The organism is Chitinivibrionales bacterium (genome assembly GCA_014728215.1).
In the GTDB taxonomy this organism is placed as follows: domain Bacteria; phylum Fibrobacterota; class Chitinivibrionia; order Chitinivibrionales; family WJKA01; genus WJKA01.
Genome location: WJLZ01000130.1, coordinates 1 through 13,104, shown reverse-complemented (window position 1 = coordinate 13,104; position 13,104 = coordinate 1). Strand labels below are relative to the sequence as shown.

Below are 13,104 nucleotides of genomic sequence, written 5' to 3'. Positions count from 1 at the left end.
GTTCCCAGCCGGTACTGGAATGTGACCTCTGTCCAGTTCTCCGGAACATACGGTGCGATATCGACAATAGTGTCCGCCTCGAATGTCTCGGAGGCCATATATTGAGCAGAATCGCTTTCGTTCGATAGTACCTTGAATGAAGACCAATACCGGTAACCGGAGCCGGATTGCGTGCTGAAACCTGCAAGGCCAGAGGTCAAACTGGCTCTTATAGAATCTGATATACCAGCATCCTCAGGCTCTGATATTTCACCATTTTCGAGCCAGCATTTTACCTCAATCGAACTTTCATCAGGTAACAATGATATCTTATAATTATACCACTCACCCGCCTGGCTCGGGAGATCGTTCTCCGTACCCGCTGTATCAAGCGCTGCCATCAGGCTTGAATCATGCATGTCGGTATAATGATATAATTTCAGGCTCCCGTCGCTCTTTCTCATAAGGCAATACCTGTCAGCGCTGTCGGGCCATTGAGAGCAGAAATTCATGCCGAATTCGGCATTACTGCTGTCAAACTTAAATTTACCAAATATCGTATAATTAGTCAAGCTTTTCATGCCAGGACCCATTAAATGATAGTTCCGGTTATTGGCGTCATTGGTTTTCAGCAACAGGTTTTCTTCATCACGCTCGAAAGCTCCGTAACTTACCGTATCGGTCTGGTTGCCCGTATCCGATTCGATCCAGGCTTTATATCTCCCCCACGGCTCTTTTCAACATTGCAATTAAATCATTCGCCACAAAAGGCTTACTTAAAATGTCAAAGGCGCCCTCAGCTTTTAACAGGGCAATTTCATTCATATGCTCACTTCCGGTGCAAACAACAACGGGAACGCGCGGGTCGGTCTTTTTAAACCGGCAGATACATTCAATGCCGTGTATGTCCGGAAGGATAAGGTCCAGAAGGATTACCGCTACAGGGAATTCAGCGCTTTCGAATATCTTCAAAGCCTCCCCGCCCTTCCTGCATACAACCGGGACCCATTCCATCAATTTGATCATCGATGCATATAAATCGACAAGATGTTCGTCGTCTTCTACCAGAAGAACATGTGGCTTTTTCATATATGTCCATTTTTTCGACCGGAGAACTCTTCCGGTACGTTTTTATCTGTAACAGTAATAACAAGAGCAACTACCCGGTTGGATCAGATTCCGGTGGAAGCCGGAATGACGGAGAATATAGCCATTTAATCAGGTAATCGCAATATAATAATGATAATTCAATATGTTTGTCGGATCAAGTGTCCTTTTTCAAAAAGTGTACAACAGGGGGTTACTTTTTTGTTGTTATTTTGACATATTACCACAACTTATTTGTTAATTTTTTTGCCGTCTCCATAGACAAAATTCTCTGTCAAGACTTTTTTAAAAAAAGCGTACAATAACTATTGTACACTTTTTTTTTATGGGGGGCTTTAAAATGCTTGAAAGTACACGATACATCAGGAAAGAATCTATATATTCGATAAAAAGGAAGGAGGTATCATTATGGGCCCATGAGAACGTTTCATTTAAACACCCCGTACCTCAACAGCATTTATTGACTCATTGTAAAAGTTTCATACTACTCCCCCCCCCACGACTAAGGAGGTCTTTATGGCAAGTTATCTCGGAACAAGTGGAAGCAACCCTGGTGATGTTGGAACAAACGGAAAATTGGGTGCCGGTATCCAGGCAGCATCGGAGCAAATGCATGTCAAAAAGACAACGTCAAATTATTCCTACAGTGATATTCTTCGACTTGAGGGCACTGCCGGTGGTTCCGGCCATGGTGTAGGAATTCTCTTTATCGGTAATAGCAGCAACTGCAAAATGGCCCGGATCAAGGGTATCGACAATAACAACTGGGACGGCAGGGTTGATATCGATGTGTCGGATGCTACCGGCTCGGGGCAGGATACGATGGTGACCGGGCTTTCGGTGTGCGGACCCTATGGAAGGGTAGGAATATGCGACACAACACCGTCATATACCCTTGACGTCGGTGGATATGTGAGAGCGGATGATTATATTGAATATTCACCTTTATATAAAGGTGACGCACTTAAGGCGATAAAAAAAATCAAGTCAAAAAAAAGAAATGCAAAAGAGTGGACCGACGTCGACCATGCGACACTTCCGGAAAAAGTCAAAGTTGTTACAGAAGAGGAGCGGTGGCATAGCAAATCTACCGGAAGAAAAATGCCGAAAACATTCCAGCCCACTGCCAAAAACAGGAAAAAATATGTAAAGAAAAAAGAGAAATTGCTCTGTAGATCGATAGGACATTCAGTTCAATTGAATCTACGAGCAATCGAGCAATTAGTCGAAAGAGTCGAGGAACTGGAAAAAAAGGTTAAGAAGTTGCAGTAGCTGCAAAAGGGGATTAAAAATCCGACAGCGGATCATATACTTCAACAACACCAAGAATTCCGTTAGCATCGGAGCCGCCGATTACATAAATTTTATTATCGACAACAGCCGCGGCGGCTCCTTTTCGTGCCGTCGGCATAGGTGATTTCAGCTCCCATGAATCTGTTTGAGGATTATAACATTCATTGACGTCAAGGATTTTCGACACCCCTTCTCCGCCTATAGCATATACGTTGCCGTCAATCGAGGCACATGCAAGCGATTTGCGGCCGTATTGGAGAGAAGATTTTATTTGCCAGTTGTCTGATACAGGATCATATATTTCAACCGAAGTTAACGGTAATTCGCCGTCCCAACCGCCAAGTGATACTAAAAGGGAATCCAGCTCAACTATTGAATGATTTGTTCTGGCAATGTTCATTAGTCCAAGATCATAAAACAAGCTGAAATCATCCATTTCAAATGCGATCGTTGAATCACTTATTCCTCCTGTAATGCGTTCTCCACCGATACAATAAACAGTAGATAAATGTGTGCAGGCTACAGCATTATACGAAAGGACCCAATCGTTATCAACTAATATCCAGGTATTACTTTCCGGAATAAATTTGTAAAATGATGATAACCAATTCTCATTCATTCCCCCAAAGTACACTATTGAAGTATCCACAGCAACCACACACGCTCCCTTTCTCGGCTCGGGAATCGATGCCAACCGGGTCCAGGAATCATTAGCGAGATCATACCGCCAGACATCACCCAGCGGTCCATCATTATTTTCTCCGCCCAGAAGATAGATTGTGCCGTTTATCACACAGGCATGAGCATTCGTGCGGGGAGAAATCGGATTCAATTGTGTCCATCCTCTGCACTTGCCCTTAACAGTAACATCCACCTCGCAGGCTTTTTGCCCTTCATTGCCGCTCTTATCAACCGCAACAACAGAATAGGAGTACTTCGTATCAAAATCGGGGCCACCATTTAATGAGTCAATGAAAAAGGTATCATCTACTACGCCTTCATTCAATTGCTTCGGATTGGAATCCGTTGTTCGACGGTAGATATTATATCCCCCAATTAACGAAGTATCCAACATATCCCATTGAAATGACACCAGAGGGCTCAATGAATCATAATCGATTTCCACCCCCCGGGGTACCGGAATTCCCGTATATTCGAGAAAGAGCGTATCAGCAAGCGACCTGTTCACCCCGGAGGTGATTGTCATCACCGTATCAAAGGGGACATAGTTTCCGGATACCACAATAAACCGCACATCATAGGTGCCTTCAGCCAGTGCATCGAGAACAAAATTCCCGATCGAATCGAGGGGTGAGAAGAGCCTGTTGGTGCCCATCACGAGAACCAGCACGTACCTGGAGTCATCACCGGGCTGAAGCCGCACGACCCCGCTCAGGGAACCGGGTGCTTTCAGCGTATCCCGCAGTGTATCGGTGGCATCGCCGGATACGCTGTTATCGAGAGATACCGACGACCTGAATGCCCGGGTGTTCCCTTTCAGAGCCAGAATATTGACCTTGCCGCTATACTGGAGGTCCAGCCGGTATGCTCCTGCGCTGTCGGTTTGCAGGGAATCAAGATAGCTTCCGCTGTCCCGGTAAGGATTATGCGATTCGGGCACGACATATACCCATGCACTCTCGGCTGGCGTATTACGCGCGTTATAAATTATGCCGACAGTCTCTGATGCACCACCGCCGTCGGTGCCGTCGGAAACAGCGGATCCATCGCCGGAATCCATGCCAAAATTAGAGCACAAAACAAGGCTTAACAGGGCCGGTATGGATAGTAATCGCAAAAAAGCCATAGTCACATTCCTTTAGAGAGAGGGAAAACCTGGAAATTGATTTGGAATACCCTTCGAGGGGTTTTATCATTCCGGGCAATTTTAAACAGTTGCTGCCGACACGCTTTGATTGTGTTTAATACTTCTTTATACGTCCGGTCGGAAATGCTGATAGTCATTGTGGACATCTCCCGCTGGTCCAGCGGGACCTTATTCATGGCTTCCCTGGCAAGGGACATTGTCTGCTCATGAAATTCGCTAACCTCGGGCGAATTTTCAGTCTCTCCGGAACTGATACTCCGGTCGGTTGGTTCCAGATACCCCTGCTCGTTCTTCTTGAGAAAACCGAGCTTCGTTAATAATTGGATAGAACTCTTTGCCTGGTCCGGCGTAATTTCCGGATAAAGCACTTTTGAAAGGGCTTTGTAATTCCTCTTAAACTTGAAAAAGGTAAGAACGGCCCATATCGCGGAATGGTACCACTTGGAATAGAATGCGAATGTACCCGGTCCCACTTTACCGATATTCTTTTGCATATTTATATGCTTTCTGCTAACCATGCGACACTTAATGGATTATATTTGTTACCTTTACAACAAAACCCGCCGGGGAATTGACAATTCCGCCCCCGCACGAAGGTATAACACTTACATGTCAAACAGTTCTAAAATATAATGCGAGCATTTACACAGGCAACAAATACATGGGATAATTTTGTTTTCCCCTGCCTGAAAGCGCCCGGGGAAACCGGGCCCCGGCATGTCCGGTACCATTGTTTTTTTTGGCACAGGCGCACAAAGTGTTTCCTTTCACTTCGTTAATCCAGGCTTAATCTTTTGTTTTTATTGCAGTTATGTGTTTCAGAACATGACGGCCATTTTTATTTACAACATACCTTATCAATTTTGCCCTGTTTATTTTGGTCGATAGCTTTCTGTTGTCAACATATTTTTTAAGTTTTTTCTTGCCTTTTTTATTTTCCAGGATGTATTATACTTACGAATTGACAGTTTACATACGCACACGGCTGATTTTGCGCAACCCTTCTGTAACACTATTATTTCTTCTGTAACAATACCTTTTTCGTTGTAACACTGATTTTTCATGAAAGAAAACGCGATAACATTTTTTGGCGCCGCAGGCTGTGTCACCGGCGCCTGCACACTGGTCGAAGAGGGTGATCGGAAAATCCTTGTCGATTGCGGTATTTGTCAGGAAAACAACAATTCCATTCCTCCCATCGATTATTCATCAATCGACGCCGTGATTCTCACCCACGGCCATCTCGACCATTGCGGGCTGGTGCCGCGGTTATACGAAAATGGGTTCCGGGGCACTATCTACGGCCATGCCGCCACCTGCGATATCGCGAAAATCATCTGGAGCGACACACTCCGCCTCTTTTCCCGGCGCGACGGCGCTCCCTTTAGCGCCACTGCCTGCCGGGTGGCACGGAAAAAGATGAAACCACTCCCCTACCAGAAATCTTTTGCTCTCGGCCAGTTGCAAGTAACCTTTTTCGATGCCGGGCATATTCTGGGGTCTTCGCATGTACTGATTCAAGCGCCAGACAGAACAATTCTTTTCTCCGGTGATATCGGCGTACAGGGCACGCCAATTATCAGAGACCCGAATACAGAATGGCCCTGCAGTAAAATCGACGCCGTGGTTATTGAATCAACTTATGGTAACCGCCTTCACAAAGACCGCACCGGCACTATCGAAGAATTCAAACGCCTCGTCCATCGCACCGTAAAAAGCAATGGTGTGCTTCTGATTCCGGCCTTTGCGATCGGCCGCACACAGGAGATGCTCTACCATTTCAATCTCATGGTGGAGCGCGGCAAACTCCCCCGTATCCCGGTGCTGGTCGATTCACCCATGGCGAATAAAATCACCGGCATTTATACAAAGCATGAAGAATGTTATGACGCCGAAACCCGGCTGTTAATCAAAACCGGCGACATGCCCCTTGAGTTCGACGGCCTCGCTCTGGTTACATCAGCGCGACAGTCAAAGTCGATCGCCCGGCTGCGTCCGCCCTTTATCGTTATTGCCGGTTCGGGAATGTGTACCGGCGGGAGGATTCTCGGCCACCTGAAATCATTTTTGCCCCATTCATCAACCACTGTGGCACTCGTGGGTTACCAGACACGCGGCACCCTGGGAAGAGCGCTTGTTGATGGCCACGATGTCGTTTTTATCGACCGCGCCCCGGTAAAGAATATGGCGCATATTGCCACCCTTGGCGGTTTTTCGGCCCATGCCGACCGGCAAGGCCTGATCGAATGGGCACAAAGCGTGCCTTCCCATGAGAAAACAAAATGGTTCGTGAACCATGGGGAAAATGACGCCGCGGAGAGTCTGGCGTCAGAACTGAATAAATTGCACAAGGGTAATGCAGTAGCTGTGCAGGAGCGAAAACACTATGAAATCAATTGATAATATTAAGAGGATGCTTCCTCAACCTCTTTTTCTTACCAATAAATATTTTCAGATCCGCGACAATCAGCCAAAATCAGCGTTATCATCGTTCTATAATCCGACAGTTATGTTATGAAAAAGATCCTTTCAATTGACGGCGGTGTGTATGCAAATAACCCCTCGATGTGCGCACTTGCCGAAGCCAAAGTGCTATTCCCTCACGAAAAAGACTTTTTCCTCCTCTCCCTTGGCACCGGTATCCTCAACCGCCCCATACACTATAAAAAAGCAAAAAAACGGGGCCTCGCCGATAGCCAGCAGCCGGGGTTTGCAGAGCGCCTTGAGCTTGCGTCTGAGCCGGTTCTGCTCCTTTGCCCGGCTGAAGTCCTCCTTGAGCTGGGATCCGGTGATATGGTACGTCGTATGGCCTTCCACGCAGGCCAGATGATCCAGCGCATAGAGCAGGTGGCTTTTGCCAAGGTTGCTTGGTCCCATCAGCACGATGTTTTCTTTACGCTCAACAAAAGCGAGTGTACGCAGCTCGTTGAGTTTTTGCGACGGGTTGCCTTCGCTGGGTAATCTCCTGATCGAAGAGATCTGCCAGTGTTTCGTTGAGAGGCCGCTCCCGCTGATCAGCTTATATCTGACAATAGGAATCAGGCTTGGGTCTGTTCTGCTTCAAACGGAAACGATGTAGTCACATGAGAGGGCGCCAGAGGTCAATGCTTTATCAACAGAATTTGCTTATGGGAGAGATACACGCCCCCGGGCGCAAATTTTTGCCAAGGGGAACCTGCCGGGGGAGACTGGAAATCAGTTACACGCCCACGAATGTCGACTAGCACTCGCGCAGTGCCTGTCCCCGGATTCCGACTAACGCGCTTCATTGCAGTGCGGGGGCGACCGGCCATCGCAGTCATGGCCAGTGAACTGAAATCGAATGCAAACACCGGATCACACTCCGGCCGCGGATCAAACGGGTGATCGACAACCTCGTTCTCAGCCTCGAAGCACACGTTGTCGTCGTCTTCGCTGTCGTCACACCATGGTTTCGCATGATTGTCGGCGGTCAGCGAATCGGGAATGTGGTCGTATTTGTTCCGTTTCACCTCGGAGATGAACTTGTCGATATCATTGCCGCACCGGCAAAACGAGTTATCCAGAAACGTCCCCTCGACTCCTTTCTGATCGATAAAAGAATCGTCATAGTATGCCGCGCCCGGCTTGAGTGCGATCGAGTCCCCCACCAGCATGTTGCCTTGCACCAGCGTGCGTCGCGTACCCTCCTTGACATCGAGTAGTTCGGCCGAAATTCCTCCGCTGAGATAGTTGCAGAGCACGCGCGTATCATACACCCGCCAATCGTATCCGCCGTACCCCTCCTCGATCGCCTTTTCTCCCCAGGTAGATTGCGGCTGGTCGTCGGTGCCCCACCGGGCTTGATCCGTGCCGATATAGATACCCTCACCGATGCTGCCGCGTCCGCCGTTGCCGGAACCATAGAGATGATTGCGGCTGATCGTGACATTGCTGCTGCCGTCACGCACATGCAACAACTCGGAGCCGGTGTTGTATATCGTACAGTCTTCGATAATACCGTGAGAGGCATTGTCGAACACCACGCCCTTGTCGGCATTGCGCAGGATAATGTTTTTCACTACGACATACTCGCCGGTAACATGCAGGACATACCCGCTGTCGATGGAACTACCCTGGAGGACAGGCGGGTCGTCCCGACTCGATGCGACCAGCACGATGGGATCGCTCTCCGTGCCGTCGTTGCCGATCCAGAAGAATCCTTTACCGTTTGGAAGTGTACCCGGATCTCCGCTCTGGTCGATATCTCCGGTGTATACTCCTGGAGCGACAATGACCGTATCGCCTGCCTGTGCGGTTCGCACGGTCCCCACAAGCAGATCGGATTCATTTACATGCAGAATTCTTGCCGTCACGGAACCAACAAATACGAATACAAGTGTCGCGCTGAATATCCCTCGTAACATCTCGTGCCCTTTCTTTTCAGCTGATTAATTCAAAACCCATACAAGTCCCGGTGAAACGACATTGTTACTCCGGCGGCATCGCCACGAGACTGTTCTCCAGAAACAACGAAGCGCCCTCGTAGCGAAGACGTGCGTTCACTCCTTTGTGGGGATCCTGTGAATAGTCTATCGTTTCGTTGCCGGCCCAATCCTGCAGAATCGCACCGTCGTTGTGCAGGTGCACCCAATGGGAACCGGCATTGGTTTGGCGGTCCCAACCCAGAAGGAAGATCACTCCCCTGCTCGATCCATCGGACCCATAGTATGGCGCGTAGTCCTCGTAGGGACCATCGGCGGTTGTCTGTTTCTGCATTACATTATTGAACAGGATGTTGCGCGGCCCGGTCGCTCCGGCCCATTTCCCCGCCTTCGGGCCAGTCGACCAGTACAGGGGATACCACGATTCACCCGTCCCCGCGGCGCCGATATGATCACACCCGATCGTGCAATTTGAGTGTGCATGCGTGTAGGGAATACGAATGAGATTGTTCTCGACCAGATTGTGGCGTTCCCATCCGCCGTGAAAATTGATTTCACAGTCCATGTCATTGCCGATGATTACGTTACCCGATGAAGACCACTGGAGGGTCAGGTGGCGAAGGTTGCGCAGAACACACCCATGCACCAGACAATTCCATGCTCTCGACAAGCGAAAATACCCATTACCGCCGCCCCCCTTGTTCCAACTGCCGTCAAATCTTGAGTGCACCACCTGTATACCGCGTGCCTGTTCGGTTACGACAGGATGAGATCCGGTCATGTAGGTGCTCACATTTCTTACCCAGCAATCAACCGCCCACTTGAACACCAAGCCATGCATCGCATACTCAGGCGCCATGTTTCCGTAGTTGCCGGTTGCCTGATGCGGCGTATAGGAATACGTGCCCCCGTCAAGCCTGGGCAACCCCTCCAGATCCATCGTCAGGACGAAGTCCTCAAACCCGACACCGGTCACGACCTTGAGCGGCGCCACGCGGCTTGGGTACGGCTTGGAACTACCGATCGGTGTCGAGCCGTCGGAACCACTGTTGGCGGGGATATCGAACTCCAGGGGCGTATCGATCGTGATGCTTTTCGCACTGGCGTTGACAGAAACAACTTTGTGTATCTGAATCTTCATGTGCAGACGTTTCCAGTATTCCCGCGGCACATGCTGCTCCTGGTACATCTTCTCGGAATTGGCGGCCCCGACCCACACGTACGATCCAACTTCGATCGCTTCCATTTCAGAGCCATTCACCGACTCGTCAAGTGGAATGACCCGGTCGCCGCTCCGGGCGGGAAACGCAGTGCTCTGATCGACACTGTGCCCGGCGGTCCAATGAAAATTGACACTTCCCTCGTAGATATCCTTCCGATTCACTGGAGCATCCGCGTGCTCATCCTGGTAGTTGTCGGCTACATCACGGGTCTGCACGCGAAACGTCCCCCGCCCCGGCCAGTTCCAGCCCATCGAGTTGCCGCTGAAGATCATCGCCTCGATATCCGGTACACCGTCGGCGTCGATCTTATCGTATCGCATGTCCGCCCCCGGACGAAGCACGACCGTCGTCGACTGGGGGTCTCCGCGCGTGCTTCCCGCCCCGCGAATCACCACATGATCAGCCTCGATCACCACTTCCTTTGTCAGGAGTATTCGCCCCGGCGGAAGCTGTATGACCGCGGGATTGCTCGCCGATGCACCGGCACGCCCCACCAGCGCATCGACCGCACTCTGCAGCGCATCCGTGTCATCCTGCCCGTCGTTGGCAATAACGCCGTGTTCCGTTGCGTCTACCGTCGGTTGCTCAGGCACGCCAGGTATTCCGTCACCCTCTCCCACACCAACATCGCCGAACCCCGGCAGTTCCTCAACCGGCTGCTGGAGCCTGTTCCCTGATGAAAGATCCAGCGTGTCCCGGCCGGGCACAAACGTTTCACCGGATAACTCACTGAGCACGATTGTCCCCAATGAGCCTTCAAGCGTCGACAGGGTAACATGCTTCGCGTGGTATCCCGCGGCAGTCACGACCAACCGGCCCGCCGAGGCGCTCTGCGTACTCCGTTTTCCGGCCTGCAGAACACGCTGTGACGCAGTCTGCAATTCCCACCTGTGTGCGAACTGAAGCACCGGGGCCGTATAGTGTGCACCGTCTCCCGACACCTCCATGAAGTAGAGACCGCTGGGGCGCCCGTGCATCATCGCATCGAGCTGAAATCTGTCGAATCGTTCGCCCTGTTTGACGACTTGATGTGCGATTGAGCGACCGGCGGGCGAGCTGATTTTCACGTGCAAACCCGATTTGTGTATGTTGTCAAACGCTCCCGCGAACAGGCCACCCGCGCGACGCGCTTGTCCCACTCTGCGCACGTGGGCCAATGCTTCACCCGTCAGATGGAAGTTACCGTTCTGGTCGGCGGTATCGATAATACCGGTCCCTTCGATACGAGTGACCGCTCCCGCAATGGGTTCATTGACGGTATTCTTCACCGTCCCCGTAAGATCGATCGAACTTGCGGCCGATGACCATCCAGAAGCAATGACCGCACACAAACTGGCCAACCGAAGACACATCCGGCTCAAACGCATCGCACACCTCCCTTTCAGACACTTACATAAATATATATTATGCAGCATGACAAAGGAGATAGAAAAGGAGGCATTTTGCCAATTATTTCGGTGCTCTATTGTTTTATATCGTGAACCAGGCATTTTGAGCAATATAAAAGGGACCATAGTGCCTGGGCAATGATTGGGATATTTCGGATATTCGGGTCGGACCACGCAAAATCCCCTTTCCGCTCTACAATCCCCAATTCCCCGCTTTTCTAAACGATTAACCACCTCCTTAGAGCCCGATTTTACCCCCATAAATCCGGGTTTAAGGAAGCAATGTGCCTGAAAAATGAGATTTTAAGCACTTAAATGATTTCGCATGTCTACCCGATCCGGCTTGTGGGACTATTTGCAGGTGATTTGCTTTATTAAGGCTTATTACATAACCTTTGCAGGCTAATATGTGTAAACCGGGCCAATTCTAAATATTGAATGCTATTTATTGTTTCGCAAAGCGCTGATTAGTATATTAAAATCTTTATTGACAATGGCACGAATGGATGCGCTGTTGAGGATGAAAATGTCTGGCTGACCCAGAAACTGATTGCGAAATTGTTTGATATCGAGGTCAACACCATAAATTATCATCTCAAGGAGATTTTTAAGACGCAGGAACTGGAACCAGGGGCAACTATTCGAAAATTTCGAATAGTTCAAACTGAGGGTACCCGTGAGGTAAGCCGGGATGTTGATCATTACGGCCTTGAGGCAATTATCGCCACCGGGTTCAGGGTTAATTCCGAACGGGCTACTAATTTCCGACGCTGGGCAAATCAGGTTTTAAAAGATTTTACTCTTCGCGGCTATGTTTTAGACGATATTCGCCTTAAAAATGGCGCCTATTTGAGTAAGCAATACTTCAGGGATTTGATTCTGGAAATTCGGGATATCCGCGAAAGCGAACGGAATTTCTATCAGCAAATTACCGATATTTACGCTACAGCCATTGATTACGACCCACACTCGCCGACAACGAAAACCTTTTTCGCTATCGTACAAAATAAACTTCACTTTGCAACCCATGGCAACACTTCCGCAGAAGTGATCGTAAATCGGGCAAACCATAAAAAAGAACACATGGGACTTACCACCTGGAAGAAAGCACCGGATGGCAAAATCATCAAGTCGGATGTTGTTATCGCAAAGAATTATCTCAACGGAAAAGAGATAAAATTTCTCAATAGAATTGTGACCATGTACCTTGATTATGCGGAAAGCCAGGCAGAAAAAGGCATCCCTATGACCATGAACGACTGGTCAGAAAAGCTTAATGCATTTTTGAAGTTTAAGGGCAGCGCACAAATGTCCGGGTCGCCCCCCGTTCCCATCTCCCAATCGCTAATTCCAATATTTTCTACCCGATTAAGCTCTCCTTAGCGCACTGTTTTGCTCAGCACTGTGGGGTTTACAAAATAAACTATGTATTCAAACCGACTTTTAAGCACTTTAGCAAGCCCGCGATTCATTTCTCGAACAAACCATTCCCCGCAATGAAACCTGTTTCATAACTCCCCTCTATGCGCTCCGGCGCATAGCTATAATCAAGCATTTTCCACAGAAGGGATACAAAGGGATGGAATCCCTTTCCAAATGCATTCATCCCCTTCCCTGATCATTTGGGTTGTAGCTTACAGACATGCCGGTTCTACGAACCTCAGGAGGGTTTTTCTCTTATTTTTTTCTACAGACATACCGACTACGAGCCTGAAAACCCCAAGGAAAACACCGTTTTTTGCACATAATGGTTTTTAAATTGTAAACTCCATCTCAACTGCCAATAAAAAAAAACGCTCAAAGCTTACCACTCACCCCACGCATGCCGGCATTACCGGCATGAATATAATAAGCATTTTCAACGTAGGATATAAAGGTGATGG

At 49.1% G+C, this 13,104-nt stretch carries 12 protein-coding genes; 5 read left to right on the top strand and 7 right to left on the bottom strand.

All coding sequences use genetic code 11. The features are described 5' to 3' along the window. Window positions 1-560: hypothetical protein (locus tag GF401_10700; protein ID MBD3345520.1), on the bottom strand; the 560-nt coding region annotated here is incomplete at its 3' end. A 133-nt stretch (window positions 561-693) separates the two neighbouring features. Beyond that, the gene (locus GF401_10695) at window positions 694-1,068 is read right to left on the bottom strand and encodes a response regulator (protein ID MBD3345519.1); all 375 of its coding nucleotides are present in this window, start codon (window positions 1,066-1,068) and stop codon (window positions 694-696) included. Window positions 1,069-1,602: 534 nt separating this feature from the next. On the opposite strand from GF401_10695, the gene GF401_10690 reads away from it, so the two are divergent. Continuing rightward, entirely contained in the window at window positions 1,603-2,358 is a 756-nt protein-coding gene (locus GF401_10690; protein MBD3345518.1) for a hypothetical protein, read from the top strand. 13 nt (window positions 2,359-2,371) lie between these two features. On the opposite strand, the gene GF401_10685 is transcribed toward GF401_10690, so the two are convergent. Both GF401_10685 and GF401_10680 read right to left on the bottom strand, forming a co-directional pair. Further along, on the bottom strand, window positions 2,372-4,186 hold the full coding sequence (locus GF401_10685; GenBank protein MBD3345517.1) for a hypothetical protein: 1,815 nt from the start codon (window positions 4,184-4,186) through the stop codon (window positions 2,372-2,374). 2 nt (window positions 4,187-4,188) lie between these two features. Beyond that, the gene (locus GF401_10680) at window positions 4,189-4,725 is read right to left on the bottom strand and encodes a TIGR02147 family protein (GenBank protein MBD3345516.1); all 537 of its coding nucleotides are present in this window, start codon (window positions 4,723-4,725) and stop codon (window positions 4,189-4,191) included. A gap of 544 nt (window positions 4,726-5,269) precedes the next feature. Here GF401_10680 and GF401_10675 point away from each other — a divergent pair. Continuing rightward, complete coding sequence (locus GF401_10675; protein ID MBD3345515.1) at window positions 5,270-6,607, top strand: MBL fold metallo-hydrolase; 1,338 nt, start codon at window positions 5,270-5,272, stop codon at window positions 6,605-6,607. Window positions 6,608-6,799: 192 nt separating this feature from the next. Here GF401_10675 and GF401_10670 read toward each other — a convergent pair whose 3' ends face one another. The 3 genes from GF401_10670 to GF401_10660 form a co-directional block, all read right to left on the bottom strand. Further along, window positions 6,800-7,249, bottom strand: a complete 450-nt coding sequence (locus GF401_10670; GenBank protein MBD3345514.1) for a hypothetical protein — start codon at window positions 7,247-7,249, stop codon at window positions 6,800-6,802. Window positions 7,250-7,308: 59 nt separating this feature from the next. Next, the gene (locus tag GF401_10665; protein ID MBD3345513.1) at window positions 7,309-8,592 is read right to left on the bottom strand and encodes a hypothetical protein; all 1,284 of its coding nucleotides are present in this window, start codon (window positions 8,590-8,592) and stop codon (window positions 7,309-7,311) included. A gap of 64 nt (window positions 8,593-8,656) precedes the next feature. Beyond that, window positions 8,657-9,994 (bottom strand): hypothetical protein, encoded by a 1,338-nt coding sequence (locus tag GF401_10660; protein MBD3345512.1) that lies wholly within the window; start codon window positions 9,992-9,994, stop codon window positions 8,657-8,659. Between GF401_10660 and GF401_10655 the strand changes: the two genes are divergently transcribed. From GF401_10655 to GF401_10645, 3 genes are all read left to right on the top strand, one after another. Further along, the gene (locus tag GF401_10655) at window positions 9,953-10,510 is read left to right on the top strand and encodes a hypothetical protein (protein MBD3345511.1); all 558 of its coding nucleotides are present in this window, start codon (window positions 9,953-9,955) and stop codon (window positions 10,508-10,510) included. The two genes, GF401_10660 and GF401_10655, sit on opposite strands and share 42 nt — an antisense overlap. A 390-nt stretch (window positions 10,511-10,900) precedes the next feature. Further along, the gene (locus tag GF401_10650; protein MBD3345510.1) at window positions 10,901-11,137 is read left to right on the top strand and encodes a hypothetical protein; all 237 of its coding nucleotides are present in this window, start codon (window positions 10,901-10,903) and stop codon (window positions 11,135-11,137) included. A 558-nt stretch (window positions 11,138-11,695) separates the two neighbouring features. Continuing rightward, on the top strand, window positions 11,696-12,604 hold the full coding sequence (locus tag GF401_10645) for a cell filamentation protein Fic (GenBank protein MBD3345509.1): 909 nt from the start codon (window positions 11,696-11,698) through the stop codon (window positions 12,602-12,604). Window positions 12,605-13,104: the final 500 nt, after the last annotated feature.